The following is a 20,866-nucleotide window of genomic DNA, read 5'->3' as shown; positions in this document are numbered from 1 at the left end:
GAAATCCCCCCGGGTCATTTACCCCCGGGCCCCGGGGGGGGGGGGGGCCCCCCGGGGGGGGCCCCCCCCCCCCCCGCGCCCCCCCCGCCCGCTCCAGTGCGTTCCCCGCCTTCAGCCGGACAGGACGTCCAGCAGCCGGTCGACGTCGTCGGACGTGTTGTACAGGTGGAAGGAGGCGCGCAGATTGCCCGCGCGGCTGGCGGTCTGGATCCCGGCGTCGCTCAACCGGGGCATGTGGTGGCCGAGCCCCGGGACGGAGACGATCGCCGAGCCGGGAGCGGGCACGGGTTCGTGGCCGAGGGCGGCCAGCCCCGTGCGGAACCGGTCGGCGAGGGCGAGGTCGTGGGCGTGTACGGCGTCGACGCCGAGTTCCTCGACGAGTTCCAGGGAGCGGCGCATCCCGGCGTAGGCGGCCAGGTCGGGAGGCAGGTCGAACCGGCGGGCGGAGTGGGCGAGTTCCGCCAGGGGTCCGTAGCAGCTGTCCCAGGGGTTCTCCCCCGCGACCCAGCCGGCCAGGATCGGCGTGAGACCGCCGAAGTCCTCCGGTACGACGAGGAAGGCCACCCCGTGCGGGCCGAGCAGCCACTTGTAGCTGACCGAGACGGTGTAGTCGTACGCGTCGGCCCCGATCGGCAGCCATCCGGCGGACTGGGAGACGTCCACGTACGTGCGGGCGCCGTGCTCGCGGGCTGCCTCCCGGAGCGCGGGCAGGTCGGCGATCCGGCCGTCGGCGGACTGCGCGGAGCTGACGGCGACGAGCGCGGTGCCGGGGCGGACGGACTCGGCGAGCCGCTCCAGGGGCACGGCGCGCACCTTGAGGTCGCCGCGGGCGTGGAAGGGGTTCACGACGGAGGCGAAGTCGCCCTCGGCGGTGAGGACTTCGGCGCCCGCGGGCAGTGAGGCGGCGACCAGCCCGGTGTGCGCGGTCACCGAGGACCCGGCGGCGACCCGGCCGACCGGGACGCCGGCCAGCCGGGCGAAGGCGGCCCGGGCGCTCTCCACGTCCTCGTACAGCGCGTCCAGCGGACTGCCGTCGGCCCGCGTCAGCGCCGCCTCCTGGAGGGCGGCCACGGTACGGGCGGGGAGGAGCCCGCTGCTCGCGGTGTTCAGAAAGGTGTTCTTCGGGGCGAACTCGGCTCGGACGAGGCTCTCGAAGGTCTCCATGAGACCACTGTGAGCCACCCCTCATCCCTCGTCCATTGGGCGTTTCCACGTGGGTCCGCCAAGGGATCCTTATACGTCAGCCCCGACCTGCCCGCCGTTCAGCGGCCCGGTACGGCTCAGTGCTGCGGCACCGCGCACCCGTCGGGACCGCACGCCTGTGCGTCGCCCTCGTCGATCAGCTTCAGCGGTGACCGCTCGCCCCACGCCTCGGTCAGCGCCTGTGCGAAGACCTCCGCGGGCTGGGCGCCGGAGACACCGTGCTTGCGGTCGAGGACGAAGAAGGGCACGCCGTTGGCCCCGAGCTGGGCGGCCTCACGCTCGTCGGCGCGGACGTCGTCGGCGTACGCGGTCGGGTCGGCGAGGACCGCGCGGGCGGCGTCGGCGTCCAGGCCCGCGGCGACGGCCAGCTCCACCAGTCGTTCGTCGCCCTCGGAGAAGACGGACCGCTCCTCGGCGAAGTTGGCCGTGTAGAAGGCCTGGATGAGCTCGCCCTGCCTGCCGTGCTCCTTGGCGAGGTGGAGCAGCCGGTGCATGTCGAAGGTGTTGCCGTGGTCGCGGTCCCGGGTGCGGTACTCAAGCCCCTCGGCGGCGGCCTGCGCGCCCAGGTTCTCCTCGCCGGCCTGGGCCTGGGCCTCGCTCATGCCGTACTTCTTGGTGAGCATCGCGAGCACCGGCTGGACGTCGCCCTTGGCCCGGCCCGGGTCCAGCTCGAACGACCGGTGCACGACCTCGACCTGGTCGCGGTGCGGGAAGGCCTCCAGCGCCTTGTCGAAACGGGCCTTTCCTACGTAGCACCAGGGGCAGGCGATGTCCGTCCAGATCTCGACGCGCATGGTCTCGGCTCTCTCCAGTCGTACGGGTGCGAAGGCTCCCTCCGCCGAGTGCGTGAACGTTAAAGCAGTGTGGTTCATTCCCGGGTGGCGTGCGGACGGGAGGTACCGTCGCCGGGATTGCTGACGTGGCCGTCGACGGCGTACCGCAGGAAGAGGTGGTGGTCGTCGTCGGCCGGTGGGTTCTCCGGGTCGGGGATCCAGCCCTGGCGGGCATAGAAGGCCTGGGCCCGCCGGTTGTCGACGTGCACGTCGAGCACCGCGGTGCGTCTGCGGTCGGCCCGCCACTGCTCCACGCAGGCCGTGTGCAGGGCCGTACCGATGCCGGCGCGCCAGTGGCCGGGGTCGACGTGGAACTGGAACAGCTTGACCATGTCCGCGGGGGCGCCCTCCGGGGTGCTGAAGGCCGCGAGGCCGATGATCCGGCCCTGCTCGACGGCGCACAGCACATGCCTGTCGGACCGCTCGACGGCCCCCCGCCAGGCGGCGGTCCAGTCGGTGCCGTCGTCGGGGATCCCGTCCGGATAGTAGGTCGCCCGGGCCCGCGCGTGCAGCGCGGTGACGTCCTCGACCTCGGCGGGCAGTGCGGTGCGGATCACCAGGCTTCCGGTCACGCGTTCGTTGATCATGCAGCGGAAGACGTGGCCGCCACGGACGTGGTTCCCAGGCGGCTGAACTGCGTCCGGTAGGCGCTGGGGGTCAGTCCGGTCCGCCGCACCACATGGGCGCGCAGTGAGTCGGCGGTGCCGAGGCCGCAGGCGCGGGCCACCTGGTCCATGGGCAGGGTGGTGGTCTCCAGGAGTTCCTTCGCCCGCTCGATGCGCTGGTGGAGCAGCCATTGCAGCGGGCTCACCCCGCTCTCGGCGTGGAAGCGCCGGGTGAGGGTGCGCACGGAGACGCCCGAGTGCCGGGCCAGCTCGGCCAGGGTGAGCGGCTTGTCCAGGTTGCGCATGGCCCAGCCGCGGGTGTCCGCGCAGGCGGTGCCGCGCTCGGGCGGCAGCGGGGTCTGGGTGAACTGCGTCTGGCCGCCCGGGCGTACCGGGGCGACGAGGGCGAGCCGGGCGACCTGGTTGGCGACGGCGGCGCCGTAGTCGGTGCGGATGAGGTGCAGGCACAGGTCGATGCCGGCGGCGTACCCGGACGCCGTCAGATACGGCCCGTCCTGCACGTACAGCACGTCCGCGCAGAGTTCGACCTGCGGGTACCGGGTGCGCAGTTCCTCGGCGTGCGCCCAGTACGTCGTGGCCTTGCGGCCCTGGAGCAGGCCCGCCTCTGCGAGTTGGAAGGCGCCGGTGCACAGGGACGCGATGCGGGTGCCGGCGGCGGCCGCCTCGCGGACGGCGGCCACGATCCGCGGCTCCGGCTCGAACGGTGCCCCGGTGCCCGCGACGAGCACCGTGTCCGCGTCCCGCACGGCGTCAAGGCCGTGCGGGACGTGCAGGTCGAGGCCGCCGGTCGTGGGCAGCGGGCCGGGCTCGGCCGCGCAGATGACCACCTCGTACCCCGGCCGCCCGTCCCGCTCGACCTTGCTGAAGAGCATCTCCGGGATGGCGAGGTTGAACATCGAGACGGGTGAGGGCGCGATGACCGCGATGCGGTGCGGGGCGAACTGCTCGGGCATGGCCAGAACCTCCGGGCATATGGCATTGCGGCCACTACTGTACGTCGGCGGAGATCCGCAGCATGGAGTCATGACCACGAAACAGTCCCTCCGCCCCGATCGACTCGCCCCTCTGGAGCGCGAGTTGGGACCCAGGAGAGCCTCCTCCGCGCTCACCCTCACCGCCGCCCTGCTCGGCTTCGCGCTGATCTGCCTGGACGCGTCGGTGGTGAACGTGGCGCTGCCCGCGATCGGTTCGTCCCTCGACGCCGGCATGTCCGGCCTGCAGTGGGTGGTGGACGCCTACACGCTGGCCTTCGCCGCGCTGATGCTGTCCACCGGGGCGTTCTCGGACCGGGTGGGGGCGAGCCGGGCGTACGCGCTCGGCGCCACCGTGTTCACGTTCGCCTCGGTGGCCTGCGGACTGGCTCCGAACCTGCCGACCCTGATCGGCGCCCGGGTGGTGCAGGGGGTGGCGGCGGCCGTCGTGCTCCCGGCCTCGCTGGCGCTGGTGCGGCAGGCGTACACCGATCCGGCCCGGCGGGCTCGCGCGGTGGCCCTGTGGGCGGCCGGTGGTTCGGCGGCGGTGGCGCTGGGCCCGGTGGCGGGCGGTGCGCTGACCACGGCCTGGGACTGGCGTGGGATCTTCTTCGTCAATCTGCCGGTGGGCGCGCTGATCCTCGCGCTGCTCCTGCGGGCCCCGCGCTCCGAGCGTCGTCCCGCGCCCCTGGATCTGCCCGGTCAGGTGACGGCGGTGCTGGCCCTGACGGCTCTGGCGTTCGCGGTGATCGAGGGCGGCACGGCGGGCTGGGCGGCGGGAGCGGTGGCGGTCGTCGCGGCGATCGCGTTCCTGCGGATCGAGGCGCGCACACCGCACCCGGTCGTCCCTCTCGGCCTCTTCCGCGACCGGACCGTGGTCGCGACGGTCGCCGCGGGAGCGGCGGTCAGCGTGGCCTTCTACAGCATGGTGTTCGTCTTCTCGCTCTTCTTCCAGCAGGTGCAGGGCCGTTCGGCGCTGGCCGCCGGGCTGATGTTCCTGCCGATGACCGGACTGATCGCGGTGACGAACGTGGTGGCGGGCAAGCTCGCCGGCCGCCACGGCCCCCGGCTGCCCATGCTCGTCGGGCAGGCGCTGGCCGTCGCGGGACTGCTCGGGCTGCTGTACGTCGACGCCGGCACCCCGACGGCCCTGGTGGCCGTACTCCTGGTACCGATGGCGCTGGGCTGCGCGCTGACGGTGCCGCCGCTGACCGCCGCGATGATGGACGCCGTACCCGCCGAACGGGCGGGCCTGGCGGCCGGGGTGCTCAACGCGGCGCGGCAGGTGTCCGGAGGTCTGGGCATCGCCGTCTTCGGGGCGCTGGTCTCCGACGGGTTCGTCGCCGGGATGCGGCTGAGCCTGGCCATCAGCGCGGCCCTGCTGGTGGTGACCTTCGCCCTCAGCTGCCGTCTCGCAGGTCGTCCGGCCAGGTAGGCCGGAACTCGATGTGGTCGTACGTCACGACGCACCCCTCCCCCATCGGCGACTGCGTCATGAAGCCGACGAGTGCGGCACCGGTCTCCTCCTCGTCCCCGAGGGTGAAGAGCCGGACGAAGGTCCAGCGCTCACCGTCGCGGGAGGCGTGGAAGGCGAAGGCCCGACCGGTGCGGCTCACCCGCAGCCACACCGAACTGCCGTCCACGGTGAAGGAGTTGGCGTCGTCCGAATGACCCCGGGTGACCACCGTGCAGACGGTGGGCACCTTCGGGGAGTACTCCAGGCACAGCTTCGCCCAGGCCCGCTCACCCACATGGACGTACAGCACCCCGGCGTCGAAGGCTCCGGCGAACCCGACCGTGACCCGGGCGATCAGCTGGAAGTCGCCCTCCGGCGCCCCGAGCAGCCGGGGCGCGTCGGAGGCGGGGTCGAGCCCCTCACCGGTCGGCGTCACGAAGCGGTCCTGGCGGGGTCCGGCCCATCCGGTGAGGACACCGTCCTCGTGGGACCAGTTGCCGTCCGGGCCGTAGGTGCGCAGGGGGAAGGGGAGTTCGGGAAGTTTCACGTCCATGCTCAGAGTTTCCCAGTTTCCCCTTCTCCGCGCGCCCGTTGTGCGATCAGCGTTCGAGTCGGCCGTTGAAACGGCGGGGCAGCCCGAGCGGGTTGTCGTCCCGCAGCTCCTGCGGCAGCAGCGCCTGCGGCGCGTTCTGGTACGCCACCGGCCGCAGCCACCGCTCGATCGCCGTACCGCCGACGGAGGTCGACGTGGAGGTCGTGGCCGGGTAGGGCCCGCCGTGATGCTGGGCCGGTGCTACGGCGACACCCGTCGGCCAACTGTTGACCAGCACCCGGCCGGCCAGCGGGGTCAGCTCCGCCAGGATCTCGGCGCCGCGCCCCTCACCGGCGGCCTCCTCCGTCGACAGGTGGACCGTCGCGGTGAGGTTGCCCGGCAGACGGGACAGCACGGCCTGGGCCTGGGCGTCGTCGTCGTAGCGGACCACCACCGTCACCGGGCCGAAGCACTCCTCCAGGAGGAGGTCGTAGGCGCCCTCGGTGGCCAGCTTCTCCGCCGCCACCGTCAGGAAGCCCGCGCTCACCGTGTGCTCGCCGCCCGCGCCCGGGGTCACCGGGGACTCGACGTCGGGGAGCTCCACCCGCTCGGCCACGCCGGCGACGAAGTTGTCCCGCATCCGGTGGTCGAGGAGGACCCCGGCCTCGGTGTCGCTGACGGCGTCGGTCAGGGACTTCAGCAGGCGGTCACCGGACGCGCCGGACGGCGCGAGGACCAGGCCCGGCTTCACACAGAACTGGCCGACGCCCAGCGTCATCGAACCGGCGAGGCCGGTGCCGATCGCCTCGGCCCGTTCCGCGGCCGCCGCCTCCGTGATCACGACCGGGTTCAGCGACCCCAGCTCGCCGTGGAAGGGGATCGGTACCGGCCGCGCGGCCGCCGCGTCGAACAGCGCGCGGCCGCCCCGGACGGACCCGGTGAAGCCCGCCGCGGCGATCAGCGGGTGCTTGATCAGCTCGATGCCCGCCTCGAAGCCGTGCACCAGACCCACGACGCCCTCGGGGATGCCGTGCCCGGCGGCGGCCCGGCGCAGCACGGACGCGACCAGCTCGGACAGTCCCGGGTGGTCGGGGTGCGACTTGACGACGACCGGGGCGCCCGCGGCCAGCGCGCTCGCGGTGTCGCCGCCGGCGACCGAGAAGGCGAAGGGGAAGTTGGAGGCCGAGTAGACGGCGACCACACCGAGCGGCACCTTGTAGCGGCGCAGGTCCGGGATCGGCGGCGTCGCGGTGTCGTCGGGGTGGTTGATGACGACGTCGAGGAAGGCGCCCTCATCGACGATGTCCGCGAAGGCCCGCAGCTGGTAGCAGGTGCGGGCGAGTTCGCCGGTCAGCCGCACCGGACCGAGCGCGGTCTCGGCGTCGGCGGCCTCGACGAGGTGGTCCTTGGCCGCCTCCAGACCGTCGGCGGCGGACCGCAGGAACGCCGAGCGCACGGTTCGGTCGGCCAGCGACCCACGCGCCGCGTGCGCGGCGCGGACGGTGGCGTCCACCTCCTGGGCCGTGGCCTCCACCGCAACCTGTTCACGCTGCTTCCCGGTTCGGGGGTCGACACTCCAGACTGGTGCTGCTGCCACCGCGGGTCCCTCCAGGTATGTCTTGCGTATGTCTTGCGCTGTAATGCCGCAGTATCTGGGTCATTCACCAGGGCGTTCGATATACTGAACGCTGTCTCTGGTGGTGAATATGCTGTTGGAGACTATTTCCCGTCGAACGAAGGGGTCAAGGGCGATGTCGGCAGCCGAGACAGGCGGCGGGGCGCAGGTCAAGTCCGCGGTACGGACCGTGGAACTGCTCGAGTACTTCGCCGGACGCCCCGGCATGCACTCCCTGGCGGCGGTCCAGGAGGCCGTCGGGTACCCCAAGTCCAGTCTGTACATGCTACTGCGCACCCTCGTGGAGCTGGGCTGGGTGGAGACGGACGCCACCGGCACCCGGTACGGCATCGGCGTGCGGGCGCTGCTGGTGGGCACCTCGTACATCGACGGCGACGAGGTGGTCGCGGCCGCCCGGCCGACCCTGGACCGTCTCTCGGACGACACCACGGAGACCATCCACCTGGCCCGTCTGGACGGCACCAACGTCGTCTACCTCGCCACCCGCCAGTCGCAGCACTACCTGCGGCCCTTCACCCGGGTCGGCCGCCGCCTGCCCGCGCACTCGACCTCCCTCGGCAAGGCGCTGCTGAGCACCTACCCGGACGAGCAGGTCCGCAAGATGCTCCCGGAGACCCTGCCGGCGCTCACCGAGCACACGATCACCGACCGGGAGAAGCTCATCGAGGAGCTGCACCAGATCAGAGAGCAGGGCTTCTCCGTCGACCGCGAGGAGAACACGCTGGGGCTGCGCTGCTTCGGCGTGGCGATCCCCTACCGCACGCCCGCGCGGGACGCGATCAGCTGCTCCGTGCCGGTGGCTCGGCTGACCCCCGCCCACGAGCAGATGGTGAAGGACGCCCTGTTCGACGCCCGTGACCGGCTGACGCTCGCCACCAGGAGGCTCTGAACCCGATGGAGATCACGCTCCGCGAGGTCCACGAGAGCGACCTGCCGGTCTTCTTCCGGCAGATGAACGACCCGGAGGCGGTCCGTATGGCGGCCTTCACCCCCAAGGACCCCGCCGACCGGGACGCCTTCGACGCCCTCTGGAAGCAGATCCGCGCCTCGGACGCCGTCGCCCGGACGGTCCTGGCCGACGGTGACGTGATCGGCAGCGCGGCGGTGTACGGGGAACCGGGTGAGCGCGAGGTGACGTACTGGGTGGACCGCGCGTACTGGGGGCGGGGCGTGGCCACCACGGCTCTGCGGGCGCTGGTGGCCGAGGTGCCGGAACGCCCGCTGTACGCCCGCGCGGCCGCCGACAACGAGGGTTCCCTGCGGGTCCTGGAGAAGTGCGGCTTCGAGGTGGCGGCGCGGGAGCGGGGTTTCGCCAACGCGCGCCGCGAGGAGATCGACGAGGCCGTGCTGATCCTGCGGGGGTGACGGCCACCGCCGCGCGTCGGCGTGCGTGAACACCCCATGTGTACATGAACGTCCGATGAGAAATCCGGCCGAAGGGAACGATCCGATCGCCCCCGCTCGTCTTTCAGAGCGGCATGAACAAGACGATCAGGCGCGCCTCCGCCTTCACGCTGCTCCTGGTGCTCGCCCTGCTGGTCCGGGCGACCTGGGTGCAGTTCTACGACGGCCGGGCGCTCGCGGACGACAAGGACAACCGGCGCAACGCGATCGAGACGTACGCGGACCCGCTGGGGAACATCATCGTGGCCGGCAAGTCGATCACCGGTTCCGCGCAGACGAAGGGCAGCGACCTCAAGTACAAGCGCACCTACGCCAACGGCCCGCTGTACGCGGCGGTGACGGGCTACGCCTCGCAGGCGTACGCGCCGACCCAGCTGGAGGGCGTCTACCAGGACCTCCTCAACGGGACGGACAACCGGCTGAAGACGGTCATGGACACCGTCACCAACGAGCGGGCCGAGCCCGGCAATGTGGTGACGACGATCGACCCGAAGGTGCAGAAGGCGGCGTACGACACGCTCGGCGACAAGAAGGGCGCGGCCGTCGCGATCGACCCGAGCACGGGCCGGATCCTCGCGGTCGTGTCGACGCCGTCGTACGACCCCACCTCGCTCACCGACGCCAACAGCGCCGGTACGGCCTGGTCGAAGCTGACCGAGGACCCCGACAAGCCGCTGACCAACCGGGCGCTGCGCCAGCCGCTGCCGCCGGGCTCGACGTTCAAGCTGGTCGTGGCGGCGACCGCGCTGGAGGACGGTCTGTACTCGTCGGTGGACGAGAAGACGGACAGCCCGAACCCGTACAAGCTGCCGCAGTCGAACAGCGTCCTGGCGAACGAGAACCCCTCGGCGCCCTGTGAGAACGCCACGATCCGGGTGGCCCTGGAGTACTCCTGCAACAACGTCTTCGCGAAGATGGCCGTCGACCTCGGTGAGGACAAGGTCCGGGCGACGGCGGACAAGTTCGGCTTCGACGATCCGACGCAGGACGTGCCGGTGCGCGCGTACGAGAGCGTGTACCCGAAGGACATGGACCAGGCGCAGACGGCCCTGTCGGGCATCGGCCAGTTCGATGTGACGGCGACGCCGCTGCAGATGGCCATGGTGTCGGCGGCCATTGCCAACGACGGCAAGCTGGTCTCGCCGCATATGGTTTCGCAGATCACCAACAGCGGTGGTGACGTCCTGGAGAACTACGACGACGACGCGGACACCCAGGAGATCGTCAGCTCCTCCACCGCCGAGCAGCTGCAGTCCGCGATGCGGACGGTCGTCGAGGAGGGCACCGGTACGAACGCGCGGATCCCCGGTGCGACGGTGGGCGGCAAGACCGGCACCGCCCAGCACGGCGAGAACAACAGCCAGACGCCGTACGCCTGGTTCACGTCGTACGGCAAGGCCGACGGCAAGGAGGTCGCCGTCGCGGTGGTCGTGGAGCAGTCGAACGCGGCGCGTTCGGAGGTCAGCGGCAACGGGCTGGCGGCACCGGTGGCCAAGGCCGTGATGGAGGCGGCGCTGAACTAGGGCCTGTCGCTTGGATCAGGCCGCAGGAAACCGACGGTTCTGGTCGATGCCGGTGAGCGGCGGCCGGCAGGCCCACGGGCCGATGGCTCCAGGTTCACTCAGTCGCTGACGAGGACGGTACGGAACCCGCAGTTGCCGGTTGAGGAATCGGGGGTGTTCCTGGAGCGGGCGGCTACCCGGTAGCGGAAACAGTAGGAGATGTGGCAGAGGTAGGAGCCGCCTCGGGTGACCTTCTCACGTCCGTGCGGAGGACCGGCCGGGTTCGTGCGTGGGGAGCGCAGGTACGCACCTGGGTCGAACCAGTCGAGGCACCATTCCCAGACATTGCCGGTCATGTTGAACAGTCCGAGGCCGTTCGGTTCGAAGGCGTCGACCGGGGCGGTGGTGGAGTAACCGTCCGCCGCGGTGTTGTCCATCGGGAACCGTCCACGGAAGATGTTCAGGCGCGGGGTGCTGTCCGGCTCCAACTCGTCACCCCATGGATACCGCTTGGCGTGCAGGCCGCCGCGGGCGGCGTACTCCCACTCCGCCTCGGTCGGCAGCCGGGTGCCTTCCCATCGGCAGAACGCGATGGCGTCGTCCCAGGAGACGTGGACCACCGGGTGGTCCGGCACGTCCTGCCAGGACGAGCCGGGACCGGTCGGATGCGCCCAGTCCGCGCCTCGCACATCGAGCCACCACGGGGCCGACGGGGCCCGTCCGGCCACGGCATCGGCGGCGCCCGGATACAGCGCGCTGTGGAACACCGCGGAGGACCCTTCGACCTCGGCCGTCGTGCGGTAGCCGGTATCGACGACGAACCGGGCGAACCGCTCGTTCGTCACCGTCGTCGGTGAGATCGCGAAGGCATCGACCTCCACCTCGTGCAGATGCTGCTCGCCATCACCCGGGTACCCCTCGCCGAACGGATCCCCCATCTGAAAGGCCCCTGCGGGTATGCGCACATGCCCATAGTCAAGGCCGACTGCACGGACTTCCGACACCTCTGGGGTCGCGCGGCCGGAACTGTGGGGCATGCAGCAACCGGGCATTACATCACCTTGGCTTTCCTTTGCCCCCCATATTTTCATGCACATAGATGCCGCGATCCCTCTCACCAACACCGAGGCGATCGTCCTCGGTGTCCTGGCACGCCGCCCCGCCTCCGGCTACGACCTGCGAGCCTGGCTCGACAAACACGGCGTCTTCCTGGGCTACCGGGCGTGGATGCGCCGCTGAGGAACGGGCGGAAGCCCCGGCACCCTGCTGCCGGGGCCCGCTCTCACTTCGCGCCGAGGATCTGCTCGATCGGGTCGATCGCGAAGTACACCAGGAACAGCGCGGCCGTCCCCCACAGCAGCCAGTGGACGTCCTTCGCCTTGCCGAGGACCGTCTTGAGCACGACGTAGGAGAGGAAACCGGCACCGATGCCGTTGGTGATGGAGTAGGTGAACGGCATCACTGCGATCGTCAGGAACGCCGGGACGGCGATCTCGTACCGGTCCCAGTCGATGTTCTTGACCTGGGTCATCATCAGGAAGCCGACGGCGACCAGGGCCGGGGCCGCCGCCTGGAGCGGGACGATCGTCAGCAGCGGGGTCAGGAACAGGGCCAGGGCGAACAGGCCGCCGGTGACGAGGTTGGAGAAGCCGGTGCGTGAGCCCTCGCCGACACCGGCCGCCGACTCGATGTAGGAGGTGGCGGAGGAGGACGAGGCCGCGCCGCCCGCGACCGCCGCCGCGCCGTCGATGAGCAGCACCCGCCCGAGGTTGGGCACCCTGCCCTGATCGTCCAGCAGTCCGGCCTCGGCGCTGATGCCGACCACCGTGCCCATGGTGTCGAAGAAGTCGGACAGGATCAGCGTGAAGACCAGCAGGACGACGGTGATGGCGCTGGTCTGACCGAAGGCGCCGAACAGACTGAAGTGGCCGACGAGACCGAAGTCGGGCGAGGCGACCACGTCGTCCGGGATCTTCGGCGTGGTCAGGCCCCAGGTCTTGATGTCGGCGACCGAGTCGATGACGATCGCGACGACCGTCATGGTCACGATGCTGATGAGGATGGCGCCCTTGACCTTGCGGGCGAGCAGTCCGATGGTCAGCAGCACCCCGAGACAGAAGACCAGGACCGGCCACCCGGTGAGGGTGCCCGTGGAGCCGAGCTGGACCGGGACGGTGGTGCCCGCCACGTCGGGGATCCGGCTGACGAACCCGGCGTCGACGAAGCCGATGAAGGCGATGAACAGACCGATGCCGACGCTGATCGCCTGCTTCAGCGACTGCGGGATGGCGCGCATCACGGCCTCGCGCAGCCCGGTCACCACCAACACGCAGATGAGCAGGCCTTCGAGGACGATGAGGCCCATCGCGTCGTCCCAGCTCATCAGCGGGGCGATCTGGAAGGCGACGACCGCGTTCAGTCCGAGGCCGGCCGCGAGCGCGAGGGGGAGGTTGCCGCCGACGCCCATGATGATCGTCATCACCGCGGCCACCAGGGCGGTGGCGGTGGTCAGTTGGACGGCGTCCAGCTGGTGGCCGAACTTGTCCTTCGCGCTGCCGAGGATGATGGGATTCAGGACAAGGATGTAGGCCATCGTGAAGAAGGTGGCGAGGCCGCCGCGTATCTCCCGGCCGAGGGTGGACTCCCGCTCGGTGATTCTGAAGAACCGGTCGACGCTGTTCGCCCCTGGTGGCGGGCCACTCGGCCGGTCGGCCGGCCGCTGTGTCACGGACATGGTCGTTGCTCCTTGATGCCTGAATGATCGGTGCGCGGATGCTGGCTGGATTGTTCCTTCGTTGAACCGGTTTCGGGTTTTCTCCGTGTTACGGAATCAGGGTCGCGCCGCCAAACGGCGTTCGAAGACTCGTACGAGCCATGTATACGATCACTGCTACGCTTCCGGATCCCGAACCGGCCGAACGCCGGATGATCGCATGTCATTCACATGACACGCACACCGTCATCCGTCTGCCGGATGCCCGAGCCGCCGTGAGGAGAGGTCGCCCGTGGGCACAGTCGTCGACGACGCAGCCTCCGTGGAGTTCCACGCCTTCTTCGAGCGTCACTACGCCGAACTGTCCCGTCTCGCACATCTGCTGACCGGTGAGGCGGACGCCGCCGACGACCTGGCGGCGGACGCCCTGCTGGCGTTGTGGCACCGCTGGGACCGGGTGCGCGCGGCCGACCACCCGGCGGCCTATGCGCGCGGTGTCGTCGCCAACCTGGCCCGCACCCGCATCCGCAGTGCCGTCAGGGAGCGGCGACGCGTCGCGCTGTTCTGGTCGCAGCGCGAGGAGAAGACCGAGAACCCGGACGTGGCGGGCGTGGTCGACGTGCAGGAGGCGCTGCGGGGGCTCCCGTTCCGCAAACGCGCCTGCGTGGTGCTGCGGCACGCCTTCGACCTCTCGGAGAAGGACACCGCGCTCACCCTGGGCGTCTCGGTCGGTACGGTGAAGAGCCAGACCTCCAAGGGAATGGCCGAACTACAGCGGTTGCTCGGGACACCGGCAGCTCCGCGGCAGGTGCGCGCGGCGATGGTGCGCACCGGTGACGCCGGAGGAAGGGACCGATGACGATGCGGCGGGACGTGCACGACGAGCTGCGCGCTCGGCTGCACCAGGCGGCCGGGGCACACGAGCCCGACCGCGCGCGCATCCTGGCCCGGGTCGAGCGCGGGATGACCGAACAGGCCCGCGCGGACCACCGGGTGACCCGGCCGCCGGTGTCGGGCTGGGTGCGGGTGGTCGGCGCCACCGCCGCGGTCGCGTGCGTGCTCGGCGTCGGCGGTTACGCGGTCGCCTCCGCGGTCAAGGACGAGGCTCCCCCTCAGGCGGTCGACGTGTCGCCGACGCCCACCCCCTCCCCGGACGCGACGAGCCGCGCGCCCGCCCCGCCGGCGGATCCGACACCGAGTCCCACACGGGAGCCCGACGCGCCGAGCAAGTCACCCACGCACGCGCCGAGTTCCACCGCGACCGCGCCGCCGTCGACTGCGACGGCCTCCGCCGGCTCGGGCTCGGGCCCCGAGGACGGCCCGCTGTGGTCGGACGGTTCGGTGGACCCGCACAGCAACGAGTTCTGGGCGCAGAGCAACGTCACCCTGAAGACGAGCGAGAAACTCACCGCGCTCACCGTCCGGTTGAAGGTCAGACAGACCGGCGGGGTCACCTCGGCCGGCGCCTGGCGTTCCGCGCCCGAGGACGACTTCACGGCGACGGTCGCCGAGCAGGACGGCTTCCTCGTCTACACCTGGGTGCTCAAGCCGGGTCGTACGGTGTGGCCGGGCGAGTGGGTGTTCGCGGGCCAGTACGACCACGACCGCGGCGGCCGGGACGCGAAGGACGACGGCTACTCGGTCACCGGCACCGCGGGCGGCGGGCACCGTGCCGTGACCGGCGACTTCGCCGCCCACGAAGGCGACGAGGGCGACTCCTGAAAAAGGTGGCGGGGGCGTTTCGGACTGCTGCGGACCGAACTCAGTCCATGGCGGCACCGATGGTGGTCGACCCGGTGGTCAGAAACGTGAGGGGCGGCAGGGCCCCGTTCCGGCCCCGGGCACCGTACGCCGCCGTCGCGTCGGTCGACCTGAAGGCGGGGGTGCTGACGCCGCTGTCCCAGTTGTTCGCCGCGGAGACGGTGGCCGACGTCAGCTCCGACAGGCCGCCCTTGTTGCTCACCGCGAGGTTCCGGGCGAGCCGGGCCTTGCCCGTGGCGAAGGAGAACCCCGCCTCGGCGTTGGCGTAGGCCGTGTTCCGGTTGAGCACGATCGCGCCCGGGTTGGAGTTGTCGGTGAACCCGTGCGAGGCGTTGTCCCAGGCCGCGTTGTGGTTGACGACATGCGCGACGGTCACGCCCCCGCCGCCCAGCTTGAACCCGTTCCCGTTGCCCTCGAACGCGGTGTCACCCCACCGGTCGCGGCCGTTGCCGAAGGCCCAGGTGTGCTCGACGGTGACCGGCGAGGAGAACTGCCACAGGTCGAGGCCGTCGTCGGAGTTGTCGTACAGCCGTGCCCCGGTGATCCGGTTGCCGGTGCCGGAGCCGAACTTCACGGCGATCCCGTCGGCGTTCTGCCCGTGCCCCGCGGGGTCGTAGTTGCCGTGGCTGTCCAGGTTCTGCACGAGGTTGCCGGTCGTGCCGTCGCCGCGCAGCGTGAAGCCGGAGTCGCCGTTGTCGGCGGTGACCAGGTTCCTGAAGACACCGCCCACGGAGGACGTGGCCACGAAGCCCTGCGCCGGGGAGTTCTGGAAGGTGAGGTTCTGGACGGTCCAGTAGTCGCCGTGGATCCCGGCCAGCCAGGAGCCGTCGGGCAGCATGGACCCGTCGATCCGCACCTTCTCGGTGCCGTACGCCCGCAGCGTGATCCGGGCCGAGGCGGTGCCGTCGGCGGTGGACTCGAGGGTGGCCTTCGGGAAGTACGTGCCCTGGCGGACCTGGATGACGGTACCGGCGGCCGCGTCCCTGACCGCCGACTCCAGCTGCGCGGTGGTGGACACGGTGACCGTCGTCGTGGCGGCCTGCGCTCCGACGCCCGAGAGGCCGAGGTAGACGCCGCCCGCCCCCGCGGCGACGGCCACGGTCGCGGCGATCGGGAGGGTCCGGGTCCTGCGGTGACGTCCGGTGCCATGACGCACGAAGCGTTCCTTTCCTGGTGGGCGGGGCGAAACGGGCCGGAGGGGCCGCCCCGGCCCGTTTCTGGGACCTGGTCGCCGCCACTGACCGAAAGGTTGCCGCCGCCCCACGAAAACGATCGAAAGTTTCGATCGCTGTGGTCTCGCCCGCATCGATTGACGCGCTGTGGCACTCCTATGACACTCCGAGGGCACGTTGACTCAACAGAAACCCCCACAGTCCCACAGGATGTGTCATGCGACCCCCCAGACGCCGTACCGCCCGCACTTTCCTGGTCCCCTTCCTGGCGCTTCTCCTCTCCCTCCTCGCGATACCCCCCGGCGCCACCTATTCAGGAGCATCGCCCGTGAAGCAACCCAAGTACGCCGGGTACCTGTTCACCTACTTCACCGGCGAGGGCACCGCCGACGGGGAGCAGATCCGCTACGCCCTCAGCCGCGGCAACGACCCCCTGCACTGGCGGGAACTGAACGCGGGCAAGCCGGTCCTGACGTCCACCATCGGGGAGAAGGGGCTGCGCGACCCGTTCGTCATCCGCTCCCCCAAGGGCGACAAGTTCTTCCTGATCGCCACCGACCTCAGGATGTACCAGAACAGCAGCGGCAGCTGGGACGACGTCCAGCGGCACGGCAGCAAGTCGATCATGGTGTGGGAGTCCACGGACCTGGTCCACTGGACGGACCAGCGCCTGGTGAAGGTCGCCCCCGACAGCGCGGGCAACACCTGGGCACCGGAGGCCTACTGGGACGACTCCCTCGGTGAGTACGTCGTCTTCTGGGCGTCGAAGCTGTACGCCGACGACGATCCCGACCACAAGGGATCGACGTACAACAAGATGCTCTACGCGACCACGAAGGACTTCCGTGCCTTCAGCGAGCCGAAGGTCTGGGACGACCCGGGCTACTCGGTCATCGACTCGACGGTCGTGAAGGACAAGGACACCTACTACCGCTACACCAAGGACGAGCGGGACCCGACCTCCAGCTCGCCGTGCGCCAAGTTCATCACCGGGGAGAAGTCGACCAGCCTGACGTCGACCAGGTACGACCTGGTCGCGGACTGCATCGGCAACGGTGCGATGGACCGCGGTGAGGGCCCGACGGTCTTCAAGTCCAACACCGAGAAGAAGTGGTACCTCTTCATCGACGAGTACGGCGGCCGGGGCTACGTCCCCTTCGAGACCACCGACCTCGACTCGGGCAAGTGGACCCCGTCCACCAACTACCAGCTGCCCGCGAGCCCCCGGCACGGCACCGTCCTCCCGGTGACGCAGCAGGAGTACGACCGGCTGCTGGCCGCGTACCCGGCGAGCCCCACGTCGGTCGTGGACGCGACCGTGACGGGCCAGAAGGGATACGCGATCGTCACGGAGGCCGCGTCGAAGGCCGTGCTGCCGATGGAACCCGGCACGGATCTGCGGCACCTGGCTCCGAAACTGTGGGTGGGCGAGGGTGCGACGGTCAACCCGAGGTCCGGCACCCGCCGGGACTTCCGCACACCGCAGACGTACACCGTGACGGGCGCGGACGGCACGAAGCGCACCTGGACCGTCGAGGCGGTCCGCACCGGCAGCCCGACCCTGCCCGGCCTCAACGCCGACCCGGACGTGCACTACCTGAACGGCGAGTACTGGATCTATCCGACGACGGACGGCTTCCAGGGCTGGAGCGGGACCCGGTTCAAGGCGTACTCCTCGAAGGACCTGGTCCACTGGAAGGACCACGGCGTGATCCTGGACCTCGGGCCCGACGTGGCCTGGGCGGACAAGAACGCGTGGGCGCCGGCGATCGCCGAACGCGACGGAAAGTACTACTTCTACTTCTGCGCCGAGCAGCAGATCGGCGTGGCGGTGGCCGACTCCCCCGCCGGTCCCTTCAAGGACGCCCTGGGCAAACCCCTGGTGGCGAAGGGCGGTTCACTGAGCGGCCAGATGATCGACCCGGCGGTCTTCACCGACGACGACGGCCAGTCGTACCTCTACTGGGGCAACGGGCACGGGTACGTGGTGCCGCTGAACGACGACATGGTGTCCTACGACGCGGCGAAGGTGCAGGACATCACGCCGGACAACTTCCGTGAGGGATCCTTCGTGATCAAGCGGAAGGGCACGTACTACTTCATGTGGTCCGAGGACGACACCCGCAGCGAGAACTACCACGTCGCCTACGCGACCGGACCGTCCCCGCTCGGCCCGTGGACCAAGCGGGGGACGATCCTGTCCAAGCGGGCCGAGTACGGCATCCTCGGCACCGGCCACCACTCCGTGGTGAACGTCCCCGGCACCGACGACTGGTATGTCGTCTACCACCGGTTCGCCCTGAACGGCCCCGGAAAGCCGGGCGGCGACGGCATGCACCGCGAAACCACCATCGACCGCATGGAGTTCGCGCCGGACGGCACGATCAAGCCGGTGGTGCCGACGCTGGAGTCGGTGCAGCCGGTACGCCGGGTCAGCTGACGAAGTACGTCGGGTTCGGCAGCTTGTACGTCCGGTCGGCGTAGCCGCCGTCGAGATCGGAGTACTGGTCGCCGAAGTTGGCGACGACCTCGTACCCGAGGTCCTTCTCTATGTGCTTCCGGGTGCCGGACTTGTACTGCACGGTGGTGCAGGTCCAGGCGCCCGGAGTGGCACAACCGCTCAGGTAGGACGGCGGGTTGGCGGTGTTCTTCAGGAACATGTGATCGGCGTCGAGGTTGCTGTCGGCGCCGATCTTCTTCAGGTTCTCGACGGCGGCCGTGCGCTGCGCCTCGCTCAGGCCCGAGTTGTAGAACACCTCGACGCCCTTCTTCTCGGCGTACCGCACGAGCTCGGCGCTGCCGAAGACCGCCGGGCGGTCGGCCTTGTTGACATAGGCCGCCCAAGTGGCCGAGTTGTAGGTGTAGTTGTAGCGCTTCTCGTAGTCGAGACTGAGCAGCAGCGTGTCGTCGATGTCGAAGACGACCGCGGGCTTCTCGCCCCTGTGGTGGGCCTTGCGCGCCGCCTGGTCGAGGTACTTTCTCGCGGCGGCGTCGATCCGCGCGAGATCCTTGGCGTACGGGCTGTCCGGTGACGCCTGGTAGACGCCGTTCGTGTCGGCCGCGGTGCCGTAGTAGGTGTCGATGTCCTTGACCAACAGCCCGATGTTGTAGGGCTCGTGGGTGGAGTTCGCCGTGGACTGACCGGCGGTGGCCGCGCCGGCGCCGTACAGGGCACCACCGGCGACGACACAGGCGGCGCCGACGGCGGCCGCTTTGAGGGACTTCCGCATGGGATCTCCGGATCTGATGGGTGATTGATTCCCCAGGTCAGGGCTTTGTCTACGCGCATCACACGCTCGACGCGAGCCCTGTTATCCGATCGATACGCAACCCGTGGTGGGGGTATTGCCCGCCCATGAACCGGGGTTGGCCATCCGTTGACCTGCCTCTCCTAGGGTCGGCAACAGGGCACCATCGATCTGAGGAGGGCGCTGACCACGCCCATCGAGGCCCTGGACGGTCTGGGCGAGCGGGTGGTCTACGAGCTGCGGAAGGTCGGTCGCATCGGGCCCAAGGGGACCGAGGACATCACCGGAGACAATTGGAGGCGACCGCCTCTCGCCGCGGAAGGTTGCACATGAAGTACGTCACGGCCGTCTGGGACGATGGCGGGTTCTACGTAGACCCGAGTGCCTACCTGGCCGAGCTGCAGGTACTCGGGGGTGACGCACTTCTCCATCGACCAGGAACACTCCATCGACTGGATGAGCGTCGACACCGTCCTCCTCGACGAGATCCTTCCGACGAGGAGGGCGGTTGCCTGCACGAGATCGCGCTCACCGACGCGTCGATCACCGTCCGGTGTGAGGATCTGCAAGCCGTGTGGGGGGACGCGGGCTGAGGAGTGGCCCTTCGGTCAGGCGACGATGATGTGGCGAGCACACCGACCTGGCACTCCGTGATCACTGTGAGCCCACCCCACCTCAGTTCATCGTCGCCCCGATCGTCGTCGAGCCCGTGGTCAAGAACGTCGTCGCGGGCAGCGTGCCGCTCGAACTGCGGGCGTTGTACGTGCTGCTCGCGTCCGTCGACCTGAAGGCGGGCGTGGCGACGCCGGAGTCCCAGTTGTTGCCGGAGGAGACCACCGAGGAGCCCTTGCTCACCGAGCCGCCGCCGTTGCTCACGGCCAGGTTCTTGCCGAGGCGGGCCGCGCCGGTGGCGAAGTAGTAACCCCATTTGGCGTTGGCGTAGGCGGTGGTGCGGTTGATGACGATGGCGCCCTTGTTGGAGTTCTCGGTGAAGCCGTTGCCCGCGTTGTCCCAGGCGGCCGAGTTGTTGATGACGTGGGCGACGACCTCGCCGTCACCGCCCAGCTTGTAGCCGTTGCCGTCGCCCGCGAAGGCGGAGTCGGACCAGCGGTTCCTGCCGTTGCCCATGGCCCAGGTGTGTTCCACGGTGACCGGTGAGGAGAACGACCAGAAGTCCAGGCCGTCGTCGGAGTTGTTGTAGAGGCGGGCCCCGGTGATCAGGTTGCCGGTGCCGGAGCCGAACTTCACGGCGACGCCGTCGGCGTTCTCACCGTGGCCCGCGGCGTCGTAGTTGCCGTAACTGTCGATGTTCTTCACGGTGTTGTTGACCGTGCCGTCGCCGGTGAGGGTGAAGCCGGAGTCGCCGCCGTTGATGGTCTTGATGTTGTTCCAGTTGGTGCCTGTGCAGGACTGGCAGACGACCGCGCTGTCCGGGGAGTTCTGGAAGGTGATGGCGGAGACGTTCCAGTAGTCCGCGGTGAGCTTGAAGATCCAGTCGCCGTCGGGCAGCGAGGAGCCGTCGATCTTCACCGTCTCCGAGCCGTACGCGGTCAGCGTGATGGGCGCGGACGAGGTGCCGTTGGCCGTCGACTGGAGCGTGGCCGTCGGGTAGTAGGTGCCGCCGCGGACCTGGATGACGGTGCCCGCGGTGGCGTTCTTGATGGCGTTGGACAGGTCGGTCGAGTTGCTGACGACCACGGTCGCGGCCTGGGCCTGGGTGGGGAGTACGGCGAGGCCGGCGCCGAACGCGAGTGCGGCGACGGCCAGGGAAACGGTACGACGAGACATGGAGAGCGGGTCCTTTTCTCG

Annotated in this window: 19 protein-coding genes; 8 read left to right on the top strand and 11 right to left on the bottom strand. The window is 70.0% G+C overall.

All coding sequences use genetic code 11. The features are described from left to right. Positions 1-111 precede the first annotated feature (111 nt). From ACFYRY_RS33410 to ACFYRY_RS33395, 4 genes are all read right to left on the bottom strand, one after another. Positions 112-1,164 (bottom strand): aminotransferase class V-fold PLP-dependent enzyme, encoded by a 1,053-nt coding sequence (locus ACFYRY_RS33410; RefSeq protein ID WP_389154212.1) that lies wholly within the window; start codon positions 1,162-1,164, stop codon positions 112-114. Positions 1,165-1,280: 116 nt separating this feature from the next. Next, positions 1,281-1,997 (bottom strand): DsbA family oxidoreductase, encoded by a 717-nt coding sequence (locus ACFYRY_RS33405; protein ID WP_389154209.1) that lies wholly within the window; start codon positions 1,995-1,997, stop codon positions 1,281-1,283. Positions 1,998-2,071: 74 nt separating this feature from the next. Then, positions 2,072-2,623: a GNAT family N-acetyltransferase gene (locus tag ACFYRY_RS33400; protein ID WP_389154206.1), complete on the bottom strand. Its 552-nt coding sequence runs from the start codon at positions 2,621-2,623 to the stop codon at positions 2,072-2,074. Beyond that, positions 2,620-3,615 carry a GlxA family transcriptional regulator gene (locus ACFYRY_RS33395; RefSeq protein WP_389154203.1) on the bottom strand — a complete coding sequence of 332 codons (996 nt, stop codon included), beginning with the start codon at positions 3,613-3,615 and terminating at the stop codon, positions 2,620-2,622. The genes ACFYRY_RS33400 and ACFYRY_RS33395 overlap by 4 nt, the downstream gene beginning before the upstream one ends. 70 nt (positions 3,616-3,685) lie before the next feature. Here ACFYRY_RS33395 and ACFYRY_RS33390 point away from each other — a divergent pair, with 70 nt between their 5' ends. Continuing rightward, positions 3,686-5,068, top strand: a complete 1,383-nt coding sequence (locus ACFYRY_RS33390) for an MFS transporter (RefSeq protein ID WP_389154200.1) — start codon at positions 3,686-3,688, stop codon at positions 5,066-5,068. On the opposite strand, the gene ACFYRY_RS33385 is transcribed toward ACFYRY_RS33390, so the two are convergent. Continuing rightward, positions 5,034-5,642 carry a DUF1349 domain-containing protein gene (locus ACFYRY_RS33385; protein WP_389154197.1) on the bottom strand — a complete coding sequence of 203 codons (609 nt, stop codon included), beginning with the start codon at positions 5,640-5,642 and terminating at the stop codon, positions 5,034-5,036. The two genes, ACFYRY_RS33390 and ACFYRY_RS33385, sit on opposite strands and share 35 nt — an antisense overlap. Positions 5,643-5,688: 46 nt before the next feature. After that, the gene (locus ACFYRY_RS33380) at positions 5,689-7,218 is read right to left on the bottom strand and encodes an aldehyde dehydrogenase (NADP(+)) (RefSeq protein WP_389154194.1); all 1,530 of its coding nucleotides are present in this window, start codon (positions 7,216-7,218) and stop codon (positions 5,689-5,691) included. Positions 7,219-7,372: 154 nt separating this feature from the next. On the opposite strand from ACFYRY_RS33380, the gene ACFYRY_RS33375 reads away from it, so the two are divergent. The 3 genes from ACFYRY_RS33375 (at position 7,373) to ACFYRY_RS33365 (ending at position 10,184) form a co-directional block, all read left to right on the top strand. After that, positions 7,373-8,146 carry an IclR family transcriptional regulator gene (locus ACFYRY_RS33375; RefSeq protein WP_356776745.1) on the top strand — a complete coding sequence of 258 codons (774 nt, stop codon included), beginning with the start codon at positions 7,373-7,375 and terminating at the stop codon, positions 8,144-8,146. Between the two features lie 5 nt (positions 8,147-8,151). Beyond that, positions 8,152-8,622 (top strand): GNAT family N-acetyltransferase, encoded by a 471-nt coding sequence (locus ACFYRY_RS33370; RefSeq protein WP_389154191.1) that lies wholly within the window; start codon positions 8,152-8,154, stop codon positions 8,620-8,622. A 113-nt stretch (positions 8,623-8,735) separates the two neighbouring features. Next, positions 8,736-10,184, top strand: coding sequence for a peptidoglycan D,D-transpeptidase FtsI family protein (locus ACFYRY_RS33365; protein WP_389154188.1), 1,449 nt, complete (start codon positions 8,736-8,738; stop codon positions 10,182-10,184). Positions 10,185-10,282: 98 nt separating this feature from the next. Here the strand turns inward: ACFYRY_RS33365 and ACFYRY_RS33360 are convergent, their stop codons facing one another. Then, entirely contained in the window at positions 10,283-11,215 is a 933-nt protein-coding gene (locus ACFYRY_RS33360; protein WP_389154185.1) for a formylglycine-generating enzyme family protein, read from the bottom strand. Positions 11,216-11,252: 37 nt separating this feature from the next. Between ACFYRY_RS33360 and ACFYRY_RS33355 the strand changes: the two genes are divergently transcribed. Continuing rightward, a complete protein-coding gene (locus tag ACFYRY_RS33355) occupies positions 11,253-11,402 on the top strand; it encodes a hypothetical protein (RefSeq protein ID WP_389154182.1) in 150 nt (49 codons plus the stop codon). A 43-nt stretch (positions 11,403-11,445) separates the two neighbouring features. On the opposite strand, the gene ACFYRY_RS33350 is transcribed toward ACFYRY_RS33355, so the two are convergent. Next, complete coding sequence (locus ACFYRY_RS33350) at positions 11,446-12,897, bottom strand: NCS2 family permease (RefSeq protein WP_389154179.1); 1,452 nt, start codon at positions 12,895-12,897, stop codon at positions 11,446-11,448. Between the two features lie 271 nt (positions 12,898-13,168). Here ACFYRY_RS33350 and ACFYRY_RS33345 point away from each other — a divergent pair, with 271 nt between their 5' ends. Together ACFYRY_RS33345 and ACFYRY_RS33340 are read left to right on the top strand one after the other, a co-directional pair. Next, positions 13,169-13,735, top strand: coding sequence for a SigE family RNA polymerase sigma factor (locus ACFYRY_RS33345; RefSeq protein WP_356776800.1), 567 nt, complete (start codon positions 13,169-13,171; stop codon positions 13,733-13,735). After that, positions 13,732-14,598: a hypothetical protein gene (locus tag ACFYRY_RS33340; protein WP_389154176.1), complete on the top strand. Its 867-nt coding sequence runs from the start codon at positions 13,732-13,734 to the stop codon at positions 14,596-14,598. Before ACFYRY_RS33345 ends, ACFYRY_RS33340 begins: the two co-directional genes overlap by 4 nt. 40 nt (positions 14,599-14,638) lie before the next feature. On the opposite strand, the gene ACFYRY_RS33335 is transcribed toward ACFYRY_RS33340, so the two are convergent. Next, positions 14,639-15,793, bottom strand: coding sequence for a right-handed parallel beta-helix repeat-containing protein (locus tag ACFYRY_RS33335; RefSeq protein ID WP_389154173.1), 1,155 nt, complete (start codon positions 15,791-15,793; stop codon positions 14,639-14,641). A 233-nt stretch (positions 15,794-16,026) separates the two neighbouring features. Between ACFYRY_RS33335 and ACFYRY_RS33330 the strand changes: the two genes are divergently transcribed. Next, entirely contained in the window at positions 16,027-18,249 is a 2,223-nt protein-coding gene (locus ACFYRY_RS33330; protein ID WP_389154170.1) for a family 43 glycosylhydrolase, read from the top strand. Here ACFYRY_RS33330 and ACFYRY_RS33325 read toward each other — a convergent pair. Both ACFYRY_RS33325 and ACFYRY_RS33320 read right to left on the bottom strand, forming a co-directional pair. Beyond that, complete coding sequence (locus tag ACFYRY_RS33325; RefSeq protein ID WP_389154167.1) at positions 18,242-19,039, bottom strand: HAD family acid phosphatase; 798 nt, start codon at positions 19,037-19,039, stop codon at positions 18,242-18,244. The two genes, ACFYRY_RS33330 and ACFYRY_RS33325, sit on opposite strands and share 8 nt — an antisense overlap. A gap of 693 nt (positions 19,040-19,732) precedes the next feature. Beyond that, positions 19,733-20,845 carry a chondroitinase-B domain-containing protein gene (locus tag ACFYRY_RS33320; protein WP_389154164.1) on the bottom strand — a complete coding sequence of 371 codons (1,113 nt, stop codon included), beginning with the start codon at positions 20,843-20,845 and terminating at the stop codon, positions 19,733-19,735. Between the last annotated feature and the right edge of the window lie 21 nt (positions 20,846-20,866).

Source organism: Streptomyces sp. NPDC005263 (assembly GCF_042872365.1).
Taxonomy (GTDB): Bacteria; Actinomycetota; Actinomycetes; order Streptomycetales; family Streptomycetaceae; genus Streptomyces.
The sequence above is the reverse complement of the archived record's forward strand: the minus strand, read 5'-3'. Positions and strand labels throughout refer to the sequence as shown.